11 protein-coding genes and 2 pseudogenes are annotated in these 19,337 nt (G+C 59.3%); 7 read left to right on the forward strand and 6 right to left on the reverse strand.

Going from position 1 to position 19,337, the window contains the following annotated elements; genetic code table 11:
• Positions 1 to 76: 76 nt before the first annotated feature.
• The 4 genes and pseudogenes from KSS91_RS02800 to KSS91_RS28685 all read left to right on the forward strand — a co-directional run.
• Positions 77 to 1,489: a PAAR domain-containing protein gene (locus tag KSS91_RS02800; protein WP_217836995.1), complete on the forward strand. Its 1,413-nt coding sequence runs from the start codon at positions 77 to 79 to the stop codon at positions 1,487 to 1,489.
• Positions 1,489 to 1,872 (forward strand): hypothetical protein, encoded by a 384-nt coding sequence (locus KSS91_RS02805; RefSeq protein WP_217836996.1) that lies wholly within the window; start codon positions 1,489 to 1,491, stop codon positions 1,870 to 1,872. The genes KSS91_RS02800 and KSS91_RS02805 overlap by 1 nt, the downstream gene beginning before the upstream one ends.
• 546 nt (positions 1,873 to 2,418) lie before the next feature.
• Positions 2,419 to 2,748 (forward strand): hypothetical protein, encoded by a 330-nt coding sequence (locus KSS91_RS02810; RefSeq protein ID WP_217836997.1) that lies wholly within the window; start codon positions 2,419 to 2,421, stop codon positions 2,746 to 2,748.
• 27 nt (positions 2,749 to 2,775) lie between these two features.
• Positions 2,776 to 2,889, forward strand: a pseudogene (locus tag KSS91_RS28685) (sodium:solute symporter family transporter); the annotation flags it as partial.
• Positions 2,890 to 2,968: 79 nt separating this feature from the next.
• On the opposite strand, the gene KSS91_RS02815 reads toward KSS91_RS28685, so the two are convergent.
• The gene (locus KSS91_RS02815) at positions 2,969 to 3,463 is read right to left on the reverse strand and encodes a DUF2165 family protein (protein WP_007971825.1); all 495 of its coding nucleotides are present in this window, start codon (positions 3,461 to 3,463) and stop codon (positions 2,969 to 2,971) included.
• Between the two features lie 207 nt (positions 3,464 to 3,670).
• Here KSS91_RS02815 and KSS91_RS02820 point away from each other — a divergent pair, with 207 nt between their 5' ends.
• A complete protein-coding gene (locus KSS91_RS02820; RefSeq protein ID WP_217836998.1) occupies positions 3,671 to 4,510 on the forward strand; it encodes a 23S rRNA (adenine(2030)-N(6))-methyltransferase RlmJ in 840 nt (279 codons plus the stop codon).
• Positions 4,511 to 4,630: 120 nt separating this feature from the next.
• On the opposite strand, the gene msrA is transcribed toward KSS91_RS02820, so the two are convergent.
• The 5 genes and pseudogenes from msrA to aceE all read right to left on the reverse strand — a co-directional run bounded on the left by msrA (position 4,631) and on the right by aceE (position 14,672).
• A complete protein-coding gene (msrA, locus tag KSS91_RS02825; RefSeq protein WP_217836999.1) occupies positions 4,631 to 5,281 on the reverse strand; it encodes a peptide-methionine (S)-S-oxide reductase MsrA in 651 nt (216 codons plus the stop codon).
• Positions 5,282 to 5,464: 183 nt separating this feature from the next.
• Positions 5,465 to 8,166, reverse strand: a pseudogene (locus KSS91_RS02830) (putative bifunctional diguanylate cyclase/phosphodiesterase).
• A 232-nt stretch (positions 8,167 to 8,398) separates the two neighbouring features.
• Positions 8,399 to 9,793, reverse strand: a complete 1,395-nt coding sequence (locus KSS91_RS02835) for an alkaline phosphatase D family protein (protein WP_217838355.1) — start codon at positions 9,791 to 9,793, stop codon at positions 8,399 to 8,401.
• Between the two features lie 269 nt (positions 9,794 to 10,062).
• On the reverse strand, positions 10,063 to 12,015 hold the full coding sequence (aceF, locus tag KSS91_RS02840; RefSeq protein ID WP_217837000.1) for a dihydrolipoyllysine-residue acetyltransferase: 1,953 nt from the start codon (positions 12,013 to 12,015) through the stop codon (positions 10,063 to 10,065).
• An 11-nt stretch (positions 12,016 to 12,026) separates the two neighbouring features.
• The gene (gene aceE, locus KSS91_RS02845; RefSeq protein WP_015093183.1) at positions 12,027 to 14,672 is read right to left on the reverse strand and encodes a pyruvate dehydrogenase (acetyl-transferring), homodimeric type; all 2,646 of its coding nucleotides are present in this window, start codon (positions 14,670 to 14,672) and stop codon (positions 12,027 to 12,029) included.
• A gap of 383 nt (positions 14,673 to 15,055) precedes the next feature.
• On the opposite strand from aceE, the gene glnE reads away from it, so the two are divergent.
• Both glnE and waaF read left to right on the forward strand, forming a co-directional pair.
• Complete coding sequence (gene glnE / locus KSS91_RS02850) at positions 15,056 to 17,995, forward strand: bifunctional [glutamate--ammonia ligase]-adenylyl-L-tyrosine phosphorylase/[glutamate--ammonia-ligase] adenylyltransferase (RefSeq protein WP_217837001.1); 2,940 nt, start codon at positions 15,056 to 15,058, stop codon at positions 17,993 to 17,995.
• Between the two features lie 306 nt (positions 17,996 to 18,301).
• Positions 18,302 to 19,336: a lipopolysaccharide heptosyltransferase II gene (gene waaF, locus KSS91_RS02855; protein ID WP_015093185.1), complete on the forward strand. Its 1,035-nt coding sequence runs from the start codon at positions 18,302 to 18,304 to the stop codon at positions 19,334 to 19,336.
• Position 19,337 lies beyond the last annotated feature (1 nt).

The following is a 19,337-nucleotide window of genomic DNA, read 5'->3' on the forward strand; positions in this document are numbered from 1 at the left end:
TCCGAGTCGGTGTTACCCATCGTTAGCAGTGGCGCGTTTCCCATGAGTGAGGCGCCTGTAGAGAGGGAAATCAGCAATGGCAAAGGGATACTTCATTCGTGAAGGTGACAAGACCACCTGCGGTGGCAAAGTTCTGGAAGCCGATACGCACATCACGATGTTTGGCTTCGCGCACGCGCGCGACGGGGATAGGGTTTCCTGCGGAAAAAACAATAAAACCTACGTCATCACTGGCGGTGTTTCATACATCAAAAGCAGCGGCAGGATGGTGGCGGGATCGCTGGATAGCTTCAGTAGTTGCCCTTGCAAAGCCGGGCTGATCCCATCGCAGTCCACGGCGAAGTACGAGTCCAGCCGCAGTACGGAACCACACACCATGCAGACCACCACTGCGCAGGCTTCGCCCGCCGCAGTCAGTGCTCCGGCCGCGTCACGATCATCCAGCTACGCCTCTGCACCAAGCTCTCCCGTGCCAATGCGTGACAACAGTGCACAGGCTGTAGAGCCCGGCTTTTACATCGTTCCAAAAAGCACCACCCGCGAACAACTTGAGGCCTCATTGTTCACCCTGCGCGACCCGGCGGTGATGGGCAAATTCAAGCTGCTGAACCCCAACCTGGGCGACGTCAAAGCCGGCTCGATGGTCGTGCTGAGCGACCCGAACAACTACCAATGCACCCGTGAAGAAGCCTTGCTCATGGATGTGGCGGCCAAGACCAACCAGATACTTGAAACGCTCAGCCCGGAAGAGGCGGATTTCATGGTGCAGCACCGTGATGCCATCCAGACCTTCCTGGGCCATGGCTCGACCGCAATCGGCATTGGCGCGAGTATTCTCAAAAACAATCTGGATAACGTCATCGACACCCTGAAAAAAATGGAAGCGCTGCATCAGCATTCATTCCTGCGCGATGGCCACCTGAGCTCACCGACGTTTCTGGCAGAGCGCCAAAAGCTGCTCGCTCAACTCGATAGTCACCTGACAAGCCTGACGCGCAAAGGTATCGGTTTCCCACACCACCCCAATTTGAATCGTGCAATGTTCCTCTCGCCTCCCAGCCTGGTTCACCGCTGGACTGAAGCCGGTGGCGTAGGGCAGATGCCGGGATACGCCACTCACCTTGAGGGTGTGGCCGGGGCTTCCAAGTACCTCAAGTACGGTGGCTGGGTCGGCACTGCGGCCGGTGGAGGGGCGTCGGCGATGAAAGTGCAAGATGTGTGTTCGGCGGGAAATACCGAGGCTTGCAAGCGAGTTAAATTTACTGAAGCGGGGAGTTTTGCCGGTGGAACCGCAGGCGGCGCAGTAATAGGTACAGCCTTAACCGCTAAGACAGTTGGTGGGATTTGCATCGCGGTCGGCGTGACTACGGCAGGAGTTGGAGCCTTAGTATGTGGCGTGGTGGTGGTGACAGCTGGGTCGTTAGTAGGCGGCGCAGTGGGTAGCGGGCTTGGTGAGTTGTTTGGCGACATCGTTTACGAGATGAATTAATGACCCCGGCAAAATTGATTTTCGGCGTTTTCGGTGGCGCGGTCCTGCTGATGATATTTATTTGGATGGGGTTTGCACTTTACTTGTCCTACACCAAGATTGACGTGATGCTAAAACATCTGAAAAACAGTACTGCGGTCATGGCTTTATCTCACTATCGGCGTCTCGGTGCATGGGGCCACTTGCATTTGATTGCGGGAATCGCAGCACTTGTCGCGTTCCCTGATCGTCATATTAACAATGGCACTCTAAGTGCTGACGACCTAAATAGTCTTCCTACTTCACTTAAGCGCAAGCTTGTCATTTGGCGCTGGGGGGTGCTGATTCTTTGTGGATTGCTTTTGTTGTTCGGTGGCGTTGGTGCAGCCGCTGATTGGATATAGTTAAAGTCTTCATGAAGATCAGATCGACTCAAATAATCTTCCCTCCACAAAAAATGGGCACCCAACTTGGTTGGCGTGCCCATTCTTCATGCCACTTTCCTGTCGGGTGGGTTGGGAGGATGCCTTAGTGATTAACACTATCCTTCAACGACTTACCCAGCTTGAGCGCAACAGTCTCAAATCAACTTTGATTGATTGGGGGGTGCTGCGAATTTTCCGGGCAAGGTCCTCGGACGTTTCCTTCAAAACGTAGCGGTTTTCATGAAGTGGTGCGATGTGAGTTCCATCGATAGTCTTTGGCGGTCACTGACCATTCAGTGGTGGGGTGTAGGAACCTCTCAAGACCGATGGGAAGCACTTAGCGTCAATACTTGGTTTGCGGTCGTTTACATGCGTCCGTAAGATCAGTTGCGGCAGCTATGCGCGGGCACGCTTCGGCGTGGTCGGGTTTTCCCAAAGGTCTCGATATTCCTACCCCGCGCTTAGCTGCCACCCTGGCCTGTAGGAAGGCTGATGGCAGCTCCGATCCATCTTTGGGAGCTACTAATGAAAACAATTCACCCCGACCCACCCTACGAAAAACCAATCCCCCATCCCGACAACCGCTTCATGGCATTGACCAGCAACTGCACCGATATGCCCACCCTGTTCGTCGACACCCAGGCGCCACTCGACATCCTCACCGACGCTGCCAACTACAGAATCCGCGCAGTCACCCAAGTGCTTGAGAACCTGTCCATGCGCGGTTCGATCGAGTGCGAGTCGTTCATCCTCAGTGATTTCGCCTTGCTCTGCGCTATTCCATTGCGCGATGGCTGTGATGTGCTGGATGTGGTTGGGCGGCGGTTGCGGGCGGGGCCTGCAGCGGCGGCATAAGCGTCGCCACAAGATCAAAAGAACCTGGGCTTCATCTTCGCCAGCCTGACGATCTGTATCGTCAGTAAATTGGGCGCACCGTCTGCGGGCACGCTGCAGCGATTCGCCGCGGCGGAAAAGGATTTCAGGTTGAACAAATGAGGCTTTCAGCGAGGCATTAGCTTGCTGATTGAAGAAGACGGCACGCATCCGATGGTTGCGGGCCTTTTTTTATTGGGGATCAGTCAAGATCGGTATCGGGCTGATTCAGAAAGATCAGCACGCCCAGTATTGCCATGTAGAACCTGAAGGCTGCGTCCTGACCATTCCAGATATCGGATTGCCACATCAGAAACCACTCACCTCCAACAACCATGAAGCCGAAAAACCACACGAAAAACCCGGTCGTCAAACCCGCTACGGCCCACTTCCTGGCCTGTCTGAACTCATGCCCACCGGCTGACCGCGAGCGCCAGAGCTGTAGTGCGCCGTAGCCAAGAAGTCCGCAGGTAATGGCTTCGCCAAGGATGATCAGCCAGTAAGCCCCATGCCACACCCAAGGCAGATCAATTGCGCGATACCGGGCGGCGTTGTCAGGGAAGGTGGTATCCATGCTCAGCACATGCCGGACGAAGTTGAAGTTGGAACCGTAGTCGGTGATGTTGTTGAACACGGTCATGAAGGCGAATGCGGCGAGCGCCAGGGTCATTGCAATCTTTGCGTAGCGAATGGTCATTTGTGCGTCCTTTGCTCTTTTCGACAAAGAACGCTATCACACCGGTTTGCCGGTTCGGGAGTCTTCCTGTTGTGAGGCGCTTCTGAATTTGTCGAGTGATGGTGTGTGCTTGTTGCCGCTATGAATGCTTGAAGTGTCCGCTCAGTCGCCAACCCCTGACTTGCCGGCCGGTAAAAGGTAAACTTCCCGGCCTTCGCAGGAGCAACCATGAATTATCGTCACGCCTTCCATGCCGGCAATCACGCCGATGTGTTCAAACACCTGACCTTGACCCGCCTCATCGCCCTGATGTCGCGCAAGGAGCAGCCGTTTGCCTATCTCGACACCCACGCCGGCATCGGTCTGTATGACCTTCAGGGTGACCAGGCCAGCCGTACCGGTGAGTATCTGGAAGGCATTGCGCGTTTGTGGGGGCAACCGGATCTGCCGATCCTGACCGCTGATTACATGCAGGTGCTGCACGAAATGAACCCGGATGGCCAGTTGCGCTATTACCCGGGGTCGCCGGAGCTGGCGCGACGTTTGACTCGCCCGCAGGACCGTGTGTTGCTCAACGAGAAGCACCCGGAAGACGGTGTGCTGCTCAAGGACAACATGGCCGGCGATCGTCGGGTCAAGGTGCACCTGGGCGAAGGCTGGCATGTGTCGCGGGCCTTGCTGCCGGTGCCGGAGAAGCGTGCGGTGATGTTGATCGATCCGCCGTTCGAGAAGCTCGACGAGATGCAGCGTTGTGCCGCGTCGCTCAAGGAAGCGATTGGCCGGATGCGCCAGACCGTGGCGGCGATCTGGTACCCGGTGAAGGATCAGCGTGCGCTGCGTCGTTTCTACCAGGACCTGGCCGGTACCGGTGCGCCGAAGTTGTTGCGGGTGGAGTTGCTGGTGCATCCGCTGGATACGCCGAACAGCCTGAATGGCTCCGGGTTGGCGATTGCCAATCCGCCGTGGGGGCTGGAGGAAGAGTTGCGTGAGCTGCTGCCGTGGTTGTCCGAGAAGCTTGGACAGACCCAGGGTGGGTGGCGGATGGATTGGTTGATTGCCGAGAGTTGATCTGTAGGAGCGAACTAGCTCCGGGCGGCGTTCCGACGATGTTCGTGAACGTTAACGCGTAAAACCAGGTGCCCAGCGGCGCCCTTTGGTTTTTCGCGAGCGAGCTCGCTCCTACAGTAATCAGATCGGGCAGGTCACGCCTGTACCGCCGATCCCGCAGTAGCCTTCCGGATTCTTGGCCAGGTACTGCTGGTGATACGTCTCTGCAAAGTAGACGGTCGGGGCTTGGTCGATTTCGGTGCTGATTTCACCGAGGCCGGCCTTGGACAGCTCAGCCTGGTACGCTTCTTTGCTCTTGAGCGCGGCTTTCAGTTGTTCAGGCGAGGTGGCGTAGATCACCGAGCGGTACTGGGTGCCGATGTCGTTGCCCTGACGCATGCCCTGAGTCGGGTTGTGCAGTTCCCAGAACATCGCCAGCAGCTCCTGGTAGCTGACCTTGGCCTTGTCATACACCACCAGCACCACTTCGGCGTGGCCGGTCAGGCCCGAGCAGACTTCTTCGTAGGTCGGGTTTGGCGTGAAGCCGCCGGCGTAACCCACCACGGTGCTGACCACGCCTTCACGCTGCCAGAAGCGGCGTTCCGCACCCCAGAAACAGCCCAGGCCAAAGATCGCGAAGTCGACATCTTCGAAGAACGGGCCGAGCAAGGGGGTGTCTTTAAACACAAAGTGCTTTTCAGGCAGGGTCATCGCGGTTTCGCGGCCAGGCAGAGCTTGTTCTTTAGTAGGGAGCACGTTTTTGTTCACCAGAATTTCCGAGCGCAGAACCATGATCAGTCCTCTCAGTCAGGTTGGGTTGTAAATAAACAGACTGCCAGTGTGCCCAATGCCGGCCAGATACGCACTACTCTTGTGGGAGCGAGCTTGCTCGCGATGAGGGCATAACTTTCAGCATCAATGTCGACTGATCCACCGCTATCGCGAGCAAGCTCGCTCCCACAGGTTCTGTGTCTGTCAGGCGATTGGGCCACGCGGGTAGCGTTTGAGCTTTTCGATCAGCTCATTGCCCGGGATCGGACGGTCGAACAGGTAGCCCTGGCCGACGTCGCAGCGGTGACGGCGCAGGAACGATAACTGTTCGGCGGTTTCGATGCCTTCAGCCACGACCTTGATTTTCAGGTTGTGGGCCATGGCGATCACCGCGGAGGTGATTTCCATGTCGTCCTGGTTGTCCGGGATTTCGTGAATGAAGCTTCGATCGATCTTGATGATGTCGATGGGGAATTTTTTCAAGTAACTGAGCGACGAGTAACCGGTGCCGAAGTCGTCCATGGCCAGGGTCAGGCCCAGGCGCTTGAGCTGGTCGAGCTGCAAGTGGGTGTCTTCGGTGGCCTCCAGCAGCAGGCCTTCGGTCAGCTCCAGCTCCAGCAAATGAGCCGGCAGGGCTTCTTCCTTGAGGATGGCGGCGATGGAGGCCACCAGGTCCGGATCGGAGAATTGCTTGGGCGACAGGTTGATCGCCACTTGCAGGTTGCCCAGGCCGGCGGCGGTCAGCGCTTTGCTCATGCGGCAGGCCTGGCGGGCGATCCATTTGCCGATCGGAATGATCAGCCCGGTTTCTTCAGCGACGCTGATGAACTGATCCGGGCGGATCATGCCCTTTTCCGGATGATCCCAGCGCAGCAATGCTTCCATGCCCAGCAAGCGGCCGCTGCGCAGGCATAGCTTGGGCTGGTAGAACACGTCGAGTTCGTTCTGTGTCAGGGCGCGGCGCAGGTTGTTTTCGACGAACAGCTTGTAGCTGGCCTCGGCGTTCAGCGCTTCGGTGAACACTTGCACCTGATGTTTGCCGTTGGCCTTGGCCTTGTGCAGCGCCAGCCCGGCGTTGCGCATCAGGGTTTGCGGGTCGCGCCCGTGCAGCGGCGCGCAGGCCAGACCCACGGAGCCCGTGACGCTGATCAACTGGTTGTCGACGAACATCGGTTTGTCGAGGGTCGCCAGCAACTGATTGGCCACCTGCTGACCCATCGTGAGGTCGCTGTTGTCCAGCAACACGGCGAATTCGTTACTGGCGAATCGCGCCAGGCTGCCGCTCGGGATCAGGCTGTTGCGCAGGCGTCGGGCCAGGCTGATCAGCAATTTGTCGCCAGTCTGGTGGCCGAGGCTGTCGTTGATCCGCTTGAAGTTGTCGATGTCCACCAGCAACAGGCTGATCGGCGCGTCGCTGTCGCGGGCGAAGCGTTCATCGAGGTTGCGGATGAACGCCGGGCGGTTGCCGAGATTGGTCAGGTTGTCGGTGTAGGCAAGGCGCTCGATGCGCTGCTGAGCGAGCTTGGTCTGGGTGATGTCTTCGTAGATGCCGATGTAGTGGGTCAGCTCGCGGTTGTCACCATAAACCTTGGAGATCGACAACTGGCCCCAGTAGGGTTCGAGGTTTTTCCGGCGGCTCTTGAATTCGCCCTGCCAGCTGTTGCTCTTGGCCAGTGCCGAGGGCGCGTCGAACAGCAGTTCGCTGAGGTTTTCCAGGGCTGGCAGTTCCGACAGGCGCTGACCGTGCACTTCTTCGGTGGAGTACTGGGTGATTGCGGTGAAGCTCGGATTGACGTACTCCACCACGCCGTCGCAGTTGACCAGCAGAAAGGCGTTGGCACTTTGCTCGACCGCACGCTGGAACAGGTGCAGGGCGCTGGTAGCGGTTCGCCGGTTGTGGTTGCTGATGACCTGGGCGAACTGGTCGGCCAGTTCGCCGGCGAAGGCGATTTCATCCGACTGCCAGGCACGGGTGGCACCGATTTGCTCCAGGCACAAAACGCCAACCACCTGGCCATCGACACGGATGCTGGCGTCGAGCATTGCGTTCACGTCGCGCGGGCGCAGGCTTTCGGCCATCTCCCGGGTGCGCGGGTCGTGCATGGCGTTATGGGCGTCGATGGCGCGACCGGTGTGCAGGGCGTCGAGGTAATCAGGGAACACGCTGACGTCGATCGGCTGCGGCAGCAGGTATTCCTGATTCGTGCGGTGATAGGCCGAGATTGGCACCAGCATCGAACCTTCGAGGCTCCACAGGCTGGCGCAGTCGATTTGGTAAATGTCGCAGGCACTGCGGGTGATCAGCTCGGCGGCTTCGCGCAAGGAGTTGTTGCTGCTGTAGCGCTGACGGGTAAGCAGCAGGATCAGGTCCTGCTGGGCGCGCACCCGGTCCAGATGCAGCAGCTGCTCCTGCTGGGCGCGCTGATTGAGCTCCAGGGCGATTTGCAGGCGCGAGTTCCGGGTTTCCAGATCCAGGGCCGGTTGCAGCGGGTCATCCTCGTACAGGCCGTCAATGACCAGCAAGTAGCCGCGCAACAGGTGGCGATTGTGTTGTTTGTAGGCTTCGCCCAGTTCCAGCAGATTCAGGGAGCCGGAGGCCGTGTGCAGGGTGTAGCGGATCAGGTAATGCGTGCTTTGAGTCAGCTGGTGCTGGACCGCATCATGAAGTTGATAGCGCGCTTCCGGCTCCATCAGGCTGGCGTAGGGCGAGCCCACCAGTGCACACAGCTCCACGGCCGGCAGGCCGGCAGGCCGAACTGGCGTTCGCAATTGGGGTCGAGAAACAGGAGCGCCCAGCTGGGTTCATTAAGCCGTTCGAAACGCAGCATGCCGAGCCGCGAGGGCACAGGCAACTGCGTCACTACCTCGGCCACCATACGGCTGGCGGCATCGGGTTGGCTTTTCATGGAGGGAAACTCGCTTCGAATATGCTGAACGCGCTGGGCTCACGCCCTCTTTACTGTTGCCTGCGGCAAGGTTGCATCATTGCGACACCGACTGACAAGAGAGATGAAGGCTAAGTGCTATAAGAATATGTCGGCAGGCTCGAAGATTTCTGCAGTTTCCCAAAAAAGTATGGCTATTGATCAGGCCACAGCCTTGAGGGGGGGCGTCTCGAAGGCTGTGATTTTTTTGCCATCAGCGCAAATTAATGCCTGTCGATTGCAGCAACTTGCCATCTCGATCGTGGTAATTCACCTGAATGCGCTCTGCATCGATGACCAGGTGCGCGAAGTTATCCTGGCTGATGACTTTGCCGGTCAATTCCTGCCGATATTCGCCAGCAGCGTTCCGTGCCAGTGGCCGGTCGAGGATAAAGCTGGATTGACTGGCATAGGGCAGCAGTTTGGTGTTGCACAATGGCGACGACACGATGGTGTGCACTTCGAAGTCCGGGTCTTCGCTGTGGGTCAGTCGACTGGTCAAGGAGGCGTGGATGTCACCGGAAACGAAAATGACATTCTTCAGCCGGTGTGAACGAATGAACTCGAGCAACCGCAGCCGTTGCCCGGAAAATCCGGCCCAAGCGTCATTCCCATCCTGTTTGGCGTCGGGAAAGAACATCACGCTGGTAACCACCAGCTTGACCCGGGCAGGGCTGTTGATCAGCCATTGGCACAAGGCATGTTCCTGTTCGGCATCAATCATGCGTCGATCATCGGCGGACAAGTTGCGCCGAGTGCGACTATCGGTGACGAACCATTCGATATCGCCATCGGTGAACTGATACCAGTAGTGATTCGGAATCCGGCTGATCCGGCCATCGTCAAGTAATTCAAATGCCGGGCTGTGGCTGGCTTGATATAACTCATATGCAGTGATGGCGTTTTTGTATAAGTCCTCGTCGGTCGAACTTTTTTTGTCCGGCCAGTTGTCTTTAATTTCATGATCGTCGAGGATCATGTAAGTCGATACATTGGCCATTAACCTGGAAATATGCGGCTGGGAGAAAGCCGCATGGTATTTTGCGAGTATTTGCTGATATTCGCGGTCAGGCGCAAAAAAATTCAAGTCATCGGCATAGATCTGGTCGCCAGTCATCAGTACTGCGCTGACCGGTGGGTCGGCTTGCTCTGCCAGTTGTCCCATCGAGGCAAATATCCGGTCACCCTGTTGTGGTGCCGACGGGATGCCAGCTGTCATCCGCAGGTAACGACATGAGCCGACGAAATAGGCTTGTGGTGTACCGGCGGCGCCAGACCGGGTGCGCAAGCGATAGAGTTCTGGTGGCCATTGCAGCGGCAGTTCCTGCAGCAAATCCGCGGTGTGTTCGGTACTCTGGGTGCTGAACCAGCCGGCCTGGTATTCGTACTCGGTATCGGCTGCCAGGTTATTGAGAACAATGACATCGGACATGTCCTGCAGGTATGTCAGCCTTGCAAAGACACTATTAAGCCATTGTTCATGCCCGGATTGCCGGTAACGAATTCCGGCAAATACGGGTGCACTGTTTTGCGCTTGGCCGCGTACAAGAATACGCGCGTGATTAGTTGTTGTGTGGCCAATAATCGGGCCGACAGTTGGTTTTAGCATACTTGAGTCCATTCGCTGCCAGTTAATCAGGAAGTTGGTTATTTCGGATGTAATTGGGTGTTCAGCCAAGACTAATTATTTGGCCTGAATAAATACTCGGCAGAAATGGATTCAAGTTGTGGGCGATATCAGCCACAAATGTAGGAAGGTGTTGAAACAATAACTTCAGGCAAAAAAAGCCCCGCCAAATTGGCGGGGTTGAGGTACGAGCGTGGCGCTCGGAAACGTGGAACGCGATCGGCCCTCCGGTGAAGGAGGGCCGGTCGGTATTACAGGAGCATGGTGCGGATGTCGCCCAGCAGGTCGCTCAGACGCTTGGTGAAGCGTGCAGCAGCGGCGCCGTTGATCACACGGTGATCGTAGGACAGCGACAGTGGCAGCATCAGTTTCGGCTGGAAGGCTTTGCCGTCCCAGACTGGCTGGATGGTGGCCTTGGAAACACCGAGGATTGCCACTTCCGGCGCGTTGACGATCGGCGTGAAGCCGGTGCCGCCAATGTGGCCGAGGCTGGAAATGGTGAAGCAGGCGCCTTGCATCTCGTCCGACGAAAGCTTCTTGGTCCGGGCTTTTTCAGCCAGGGAAGCGGCTTCGGCAGCCAGTTGCAGCAGGCTCTTCTGGTCGACGTTCTTGATGACCGGTACCAGCAGGCCATCCGGGGTGTCGACGGCGAAGCCGATGTTCACGTACTTCTTGCGGATGATCGCTTTGCCGCTTGGTGCCAGCGAGCTGTTGAAGTCCGGCAGTTCCTTGAGCAGGTGTGCGCAGGACTTGAGCAGCAACGGCAGGACGGTCAGCTTGACGCCGGCCTTCTCTGCAACGGCTTTCTGGGCAACACGGAACGCTTCGAGTTCGGTGATATCCGCCGAATCGAATTGCGTCACGTGCGGCACATTCAGCCAGCTGCGGTGCAGGTTGGCAGCACCGACCTGCATCAGGCGGGTCATCGGCACTTCTTCGATTTCACCGAAGCGGCTGAAGTCCACGACCGGAATCGGCGGGATGCCCGCGCCACCGGTTGCGCCGCCAGCAGCGGCCGGTGCTTCCTTGGCCTTCTGCATCATGGCCTTGACGTAAACCTGCACGTCTTCTTTCAGGATGCGACCGTGCGGACCGCTGGCGCCCACGGCGCTCAGCTCGACGCCGAACTCACGGGCCAGTTGACGCACGGCAGGGCCGGCGTGAACTTTTGCGCCAGGCTTGGCTGGAGCAGCGACCGGGGCAGCAACCGGTGCGGCCGCGGCAGGAGCAGCAGCGGCTGGAGCAGGTGCGCTCGGAGCAGCAGCGGCAGGTGCGGTCGCAGCAGCCGGGGCAGCGCCTTTGACTTTGAGCTTGAGGATCAGGTCGCCGGTACCGACTTCGTCATCGAGCTTGATGGAAACGCTTTCCACCACGCCAGCGGCTGGCGATGGAATCTCCATGCTGGCCTTGTCGGATTCCAGGGTGATCAGCGACTGGTCGGCCACAACGGTGTCGCCGGCCTTGACCAGGACTTCGATGATCTTGGCCTTGCCCGCCGAACCGATGTCCGGAACGTGGATGTCCTGGACGCTGTCGGCAACCGGTGCAGACGGAGCTGCTGCAGGTGCCGGTGCAGCTGCAGCAGCTGGAGCGGCAGCCTGGGCCGGGGCGGCAGCCGGTGCCGCAGCACCTGCCACTTCCAGATCCAGGATCAGGTCGCCGGTGCCGACTTCGTCGTTGAGCTTGACGCTGATGGCCTTGACCACGCCAGCGGCAGGCGACGGGATTTCCATGCTCGCCTTGTCGGATTCCAGGGTGATCAGCGACTGATCAGCCGCGACGGTGTCGCCGACCTTGACCTGGATCTCGATGATCTGGGCCTTGCCCGACGAACCGATGTCCGGCACGTGCACTTGCTGAACGCTGGCGGCAGCCGGCGCAGCAGCAGGGGCGGCAGCTGCAGGAGCAGCAGCCGGCTTGGCTTCAGCCTTGGCCGCCGGTGCAGCGGCAGCCGCAGGGGCCGCAGCGGCACCTTCGACTTCCAGTTCCAGCAGTTCGTCGCCTTCTTTCAGGCGATCGCCCAGCTTCACTTTCAGGCTCTTGATGATACCGGCCTTCGGCGCGGGCACTTCCATGCTCGCCTTGTCCGATTCCAGCGTCAGGATGCTCTGGTCGGCTTCGATACGGTCGCCGACCTTCACAAACAGTTCAATTACTTCACCTTCACCGCTGCCGATGTCAGGTACGCGAATGAGTTCGCTCACAGAATCTCTCCTCAGCAGTCCAGTGGGTTGCGTTTTTCCGGGTTGATACCGAACTTGGCGATGGCCTCGGCCACAACCTTGGGTTCGATGTCACCACGGTCAGCCAATGCTTCCAGGGCTGCCAACACCACGAAATGACGGTCGACTTCGAAGAAATGACGCAGTTTCTTGCGGCTGTCGCTGCGGCCGAAACCGTCGGTGCCCAGGACTTTGAATTCCTTGGACGGTACCCACTGACGGATCTGCTCGGCGAACAGTTTCATGTAGTCGGTAGAGGCGATGACCGGACCCTTGCGGCCGTTCAGGCACTCTTCGACGTAGCTCAGCTTAGGCTTCTGGCCAGGGTGCAGACGGTTGCTGCGTTCTACGGCCAAGCCGTCGCGACGCAGTTCGTTGAAGCTGGTAACGCTCCACACGTCGGCGCCGACGTTGAACTCTTCACGCAGGATCTTCGCGGCTTCACGGACTTCACGCAGGATGGTGCCGGAGCCCATCAGCTGAACGTGGTGCGCTGCTTCGCGGTTGTCTTCCTCGAGCAGGTACATGCCTTTCTTGATGCCTTCTTCGGCACCGGCCGGCATGGCTGGCTGCTGGTACGACTCGTTCATCACGGTGATGTAGTAGAAGACGTCCTGTTGCTCTTCGGTCATCTTCTTCATGCCGTCCTGAATGATCACCGCCAGCTCGTAGCCGTAGGTTGGATCGTAGGTGCGGCAGTTCGGGATGGTGGCAGCCAGCAGGTGGCTGTGACCGTCTTCGTGTTGCAGGCCTTCACCGTTCAGGGTGGTACGGCCGGCGGTGCCGCCGATCAGGAAGCCACGGGTGCGGCTGTCGCCAGCGGCCCAGGCCAGGTCGCCAATACGCTGGAAGCCGAACATCGAGTAGAAGATGTAGAACGGCAGCATCGGCTGGTTGTGGCTGGAGTACGAAGTACCGGCAGCGATGAAGGAGCTCATGGCGCCCGCTTCGTTGATGCCTTCTTCGAGGATCTGGCCCTTCTGGTCTTCCTTGTAGAACATCACCTGGTCTTTATCGACTGGCTCGTAGAGCTGGCCGACGGAGGAGTAGATGCCCAACTGACGGAACATGCCTTCCATACCGAAGGTACGGGCTTCGTCCGGGATGATCGGCACGATGCGCGGGCCGATTTCCTTGTCCTTGACCAGTTGCGCGAGGATCCGCACGAAGGCCATGGTGGTGGAGATTTCACGGTCGCCCGAGCCGTCCAGGATCGCCTTGAGGGTGTCCAGTGGCGGAGTCGGGATATTGAAACTCTTGGCGCGACGCTGAGGCACGAAACCGCCAAGTGCGGTACGGCGCTCGCTCAGGTAACGGGCTTCGGCGCTGCCTTCTTCCGGTTTGAAGAACGGCAGGTTTTCCAGCTCGTCGTCCTTGACCGGGATGTCGAAACGATCGCGGAACAACTTCAGGCTGTCGACATCGACTTTCTTGGTGTTGTGCGCAGTGTTTTTCGCTTCGCCGGCACCGGTGCCATAACCCTTGATGGTCTTGGCCAGGATGACGGTCGGTTGTTCCTTGTGGTTGACCGCTTCGTGGTACGCCGCGTAGACCTTGTAAGGGTCGTGGCCGCCACGGTTGAGTTTCCAGATCTCGTCGTCGGACAGGTCTTCAACCATCGCCTTGAGTTCCGGCGTGTTGAAGAAGTGTTCGCGCACGAACGCGCCGTCTTTGGCTTTGTAGTTCTGGTACTCGCCGTCGATGACTTCGTCCATGCGGCGTTGCAGGATGCCGTCGACGTCCTTGGCCAGCAGTGGGTCCCAGAAACGGCCCCAGATGACTTTGGTCACGTTCCACTGAGCACCGCGGAACACGCCTTCGAGTTCCTGGATGATCTTGCCGTTGCCGCGAACCGGGCCGTCGAGGCGCTGCAGGTTGCAGTTGATGACGAAGATCAGGTTGTCCAGCTTCTCGCGGCCGGCCAGGGAGATCGCGCCCAGGGATTCCGGCTCGTCGCACTCGCCGTCGCCCAGGAAGCACCAGACTTTTTGTTTGCCTGGCTGGATGAAGCCGCGGTGTTCCAGGTACTTCATGAAGCGTGCCTGGTAGATCGCCTGGATCGGGCCCAGACCCATGGATACGGTCGGGAACTGCCAGAAGTCAGGCATCAGCCAAGGGTGCGGGTAGGACGACAGGCCCTGGCCGTCGACTTCCTGGCGGAAGTTGTTCATCTGGTCTTCGGTGATGCGGCCTTCCATGAATGCGCGGGCGTAAACGCCTGGCGAGGTGTGGCCCTGGAAGTAGATCAGGTCGCCGCCGTGTTCGTCGGTCGGGGCCTGGAAGAAGTAGTTGAAGCCGATGTCATAAAGGGTCGCACTGGAAGCGAAGCTGGAGATGTGACCGCCGAGGTCAGAATCTTTCAGGTTCGTACGCATCACCATGGCCATCGCGTTCCAGCGTACCAGCGAGCGAATGCGGCGTTCCATGAACAGGTCGCCAGGCATGCGTGCTTCGTGGGTAACGGGGATCGTGTTGCGGTAAGGCGTGGTGATGGCGTAAGGCAACTGCGAACCGCTGCGGGTCGCCAGTTCACCCATACGGGTCATCAGATAGTGAGCACGGTCTTCGCCTTCTTTGTCGAGAACCGATTCCAGGGCGTCCAGCCATTCCTGGGTTTCGACGGGATCGAGGTCTTGCATGGCTTGCTCCAGGGCGGAAAGGCTACCAGAATCGGTTGCCTGAGTTAGCGACTGGCCTTGTGGGCAGACGTTATGAATTCTTGGATTGCCGACAGGTTGTTCCGGCGGCGTGTAGTTTTACTACAAATCATCCGGCATTTCAGCCCGTCTAATGTATATACGAGTAGTAAAACTACAGATGAGCGGCTTGTGGCCCCCGGCTGCGTTGTGAGAATAATCGTTAAGGTTGGTCTTTTTCCAACTACAAAAGGTAAAAGCTTGATGCTGGCTGCCAAAATAAAAGAAATTTCAGCTATTTCTAACTTTTGTTCGACACTCCTTCATGTAGTGGGTTTTCGCAAACCACTACATGCAGTCCGTTGTACGCCGATCAAGGATAGACCATGAGCCTCCCTTCGCTTGCCGAACTGCCGGCCATTCTCCTGCCGTTTGTCACCCGCGCCGAGCAGTCGTTCCGGGCTGCCGTCGCCACTCTGGACGATGACCACGGGCTGTCTGCCTGGTCGCCAGAGCGCTGGGCACAATTTGCCCGCGTCACTGCCGCCAGCGATTTCGTGATTGAACAGTCTGTTCGTGACCCTTTGATGTTGCTGCAACTGGTGCAGTCCGGTGAGCTGGACCGCAGCTACGCCCCCGGTGAGTTGTGCGCGCAGATCGCGGCCGCCGTGAGCACGGCCGAGACCGACGATCTGCTTGGCCGTGCCCTGCGCCGCCAGCGCGCGCGCCATCAGGTGCGGATCATCTGGCGCGACCTGACCCGCCAGGCCGATTTGATCCAGACCTGCCGCGACCTCTCGGACATGGCCGATGCCAGCATCGATCAGGCCTATCAGTGGTTGTACGTGCGGCATTGCCAGCAGTTCGGCGTGCCGACCGGGCGGCGCAGCGGCGAGCCGCAGCAGATGGTCATCCTCGGCATGGGCAAGCTCGGTGCCGTGGAGTTGAACCTGTCATCGGACATCGACCTGATTTTCGCCTATCCCGAGGGTGGCGAAACCGTTGGCGTGAAGCGCGCGCTGGATAACCAGGAGTTCTTCATTCGTCTGGGCCAGCGGCTGATCAAGGCCCTGGACCCGATGACCGTCGACGGCTTTGTATTCCGCGTCGACATGCGCTTGCGCCCCTACGGTTCGGCGGGCGCGCTGGTGCTGAGCTTCAATGCGCTGGAGCAGTATTACCAGGACCAGGGTCGCGACTGGGAACGCTACGCGATGATCAAGTCGCGGGTGGTGGCCGGCGACCAGGTGGCTGGCGCGCAACTGCAAGAGATGCTGCGGCCATTCGTTTACCGGCGTTACCTGGACTTCTCGGCCATCGAAGCGCTGCGCACCATGAAGCAGTTGATCCAGCAGGAAGTGCGACGCAAGGGCATGGCCGACAACATCAAGCTCGGATCCGGCGGTATTCGTGAAGTCGAGTTCATCGCCCAGGCGTTCCAGCTGATCCACGGCGGCCGCGATCTGAGCTTGCAGCAGCGCCCGCTACTAAAGGTGCTGAGCACGCTGGAAGGTCAGGGTTATCTGCCGCCGGCGGTGATCAGCGAGCTGCGCGAAGGCTACGAATTCCTGCGTTACACCGAACATGCGATTCAGGCGATCGCTGACCGCCAGACGCAAATGTTGCCCGATGGCGAGCAGGATCAGGCGCGCATTGCCTTTATGCTGGGTTTCGCCAACTGGACGGCTTTCCACGAACAACTGATGTACTGGCGTGGTCGCGTTGCCTGGCACTTCGGGCAGGTGATCGCCGATCCCGACGAAGAGCAGGGTGCCGAAAGCGAAGTGGTGGTCGGCGGTGAGTGGTTGCCGCTGTGGGAAGAGGCTCAGGACGATGAGGCCGCTTGCCGCCAACTGGAAGAGGGTGGTTTCAAGGATGCGCCAAAGGCCTTGAACGCCTTGGCCGGCTTGCGCAGCAGTCCGCAATTGCGGGCGATGCAGCGTCTGGGGCGCGAACGTCTCGATGCGTTTATTCCGCGTTTGCTGGCGCAGGCCGTGGAACACGCCAATCCGGATCTGGTGCTGGAACGCGTGTTGCCGCTGGTTGAAGCCGTGGCCCGTCGCTCTGCATACCTGGTGCTGCTGACCGAGAACCCTGGCGCCTTGCGGCGTTTGCTGACGCTGTGCGCCGCGAGCCCGTGGATCGCCGAGCAAATCACCCGTTTCCCGCTGCTGCTCGACGAATTGCTCAACGAAGGTCGACTGTTCAAGCCGCCACTGGCACCAGAACTGGCAGCCGAGTTGCGCGAGCGCCTGACGCGGATTCCCGAGGACGACCTCGAGCAGCAAATGGAAGCGCTGCGTCACTTCAAGCTGGCGCACCGCTTGCGGGTGGCCGCATCGGAAATCGCCGGCAGCCTGCCGCTGATGAAAGTCAGCGACTACCTGACCTGGCTCGCCGAAGCGATTCTGGAACAGGTGCTCGCACTGGCCTGGCGCCAGACCGTGGCCAAGTACGGCACGCCGCTACGCACCGATGGCACCTTGTGCGATCCCGGCTTCATCATTGTCGGTTATGGGAAAGTCGGCGGCCTGGAACTCGGGCATGGTTCGGACCTGGACCTGGTGTTCATCCACGACGGTGATCCGCAAGCTGAAACCGATGGGCCCAAACCCATCGACGGCGCGCAATTTTTCACTCGGCTGGGGCAGCGGATCATTCACCTGCTGACGGCGCAGACCAACTCCGGGCAGTTGTATGAAGTGGACATGCGCCTGCGGCCGTCCGGTGCGTCGGGATTGCTGGTGAGTTCTCTGGGGGCGTTTGCCCGTTATCAGGAGAACGAAGCCTGGACCTGGGAGCATCAGGCGCTGGTGCGGGCGCGGGTGCTGGTGGGCAGTCAGGATGTCGGCCAGGCCTTCGAGAAAGTCCGTGCCGCGATATTGGGCAAGACGCGTGATTTGCCGACCTTGCGCCAGGAGGTCAGCGAGATGCGGGCCAAGATGCGCGATAATCTTGGCAGCAAGAGCACGGTGGCCGGTACCGGGGCAAATGCCTTCGAAGCCACGGCGCCGTTCGATATCAAGCAGGACGCCGGAGGTATCGTCGATATTGAATTTATGGTGCAATACGCGGCCCTGGCGTGGTCCGAAACACACCCGCCATTGCTGCGCTGGACCGATAACATCCGCATTCTGGAAGAGCTGGAGCACGAAGGGCTGATGCCCGTCGAAGATGCCAGCCTGTTGCGTGAAGCGTATAAAGCGTACCGTTCCGCCGCCCACCGGCAGGCTCTGCAGAAGAACCCGGGGGTGATACCGGCCGACCAGTTCGTGGACGAACGGCAGCAGGTCATGCGGATCTGGCGTGAGCTGGGGCTACGCTGAAACGCGTCATTGGAGCAACTGGATTCAAATGTGGGAGCGGGCTTGCTCGCGAAGGCGGAGTGTCAGTCGATAGAGATATTGAATGTGATGGCCCCTTCGCGGGCAAGCCCGCTCCCACAGTAGATCTGCAGTGTCATGCCGATCGAAGTACACCAATACCCAATGTGGGAGCGAGCCTGCTCGCGATAGCGGAGTGACAGTCGACAGCAATGTTGAAGGTGATGACCCATCGCAAGCCAGCATGTTCCCGCAGAGATTCTCGAGGCGGGGAGGCGTAGGCCTCCCCGGTTCGTTTATGGAAACCACATGAAAATTCTGATCGTTGGGCCCAGTTGGGTCGGTGACATGGTGATGGCGCAGACACTTTTCCAGTGTCTCAAGCAACGCCACCCGCAGTGCGAAATCGACGTGCTGGCCCCCGAGTGGAGTCGGCCGATTCTTGAGCGCATGCCCGAAGTTCGCCAGGCCTTGAGCTTTCCGCTCGGTCATGGCGTGCTGGAGTTGGCGACGCGCCGGCGCATCGGTAAATCCCTGGCCGGCCAGTACGATCAGGCGATCCTGTTGCCCAATTCCCTGAAGTCGGCGCTGGTGCCGTTCTTTGCCGGCATCCCGAAACGCACCGGCTGGCGTGGCGAATTCCGCTATGGCCTGCTCAATGACGTGCGCACGCTGGACAAAGATCGTTATCCGCTGATGATCGAGCGCTTCATGGCTCTGGCCTACGAGCCGGGCGTCGAGTTGCCAAAACCCTATCCGCGTCCGACGCTGCAGATCGACCCGGTCACCCGCGAGGCGGCACTGGCCAGGTTCGGCCTGACCCTCGACCGTCCGGTGTTGGCCCTGTGCCCCGGCGCCGAGTTCGGCGAGTCCAAGCGCTGGCCGTCGGAGCATTACGCCAAGGTCGCCGAAACGAAGATTCGTGAAGGCTGGCAAGTCTGGCTGTTCGGTTCGAAAAACGACCACGCCGTGGGCGAAGAGATCCGCGCGCGGCTGATTCCCGGCCTGCGCGAAGAATCGGTCAACCTCAGCGGCGGCACCTCGCTGGCCGAAGCCATCGACCTGCTGTCCTGTGCCGACTCGGTGGTGTCCAACGACTCCGGCCTGATGCACGTCGCCGCTGCGCTGAACCGCCCGCTGGTCGCGGTCTACGGCTCGACGTCGCCGGGTTTCACGCCACCGTTGGCCGAGCATGTCGAAATCGTACGCCTGGGCATCGAGTGCAGCCCGTGCTTCGATCGCACCTGCCGTTTCGGCCATTACAACTGCCTGCGCCAGCTCATGCCGCAGGCGGTGAACGAAGCCTTGCAGCGGTTGCAAGGCACTGTGGTCGAGGTCAAATAGC

This window comes from Pseudomonas azerbaijanorientalis, assembly GCF_019139795.1.
Classification (GTDB): Bacteria; Pseudomonadota; Gammaproteobacteria; order Pseudomonadales; family Pseudomonadaceae; genus Aquipseudomonas; species Aquipseudomonas laurylsulfatiphila.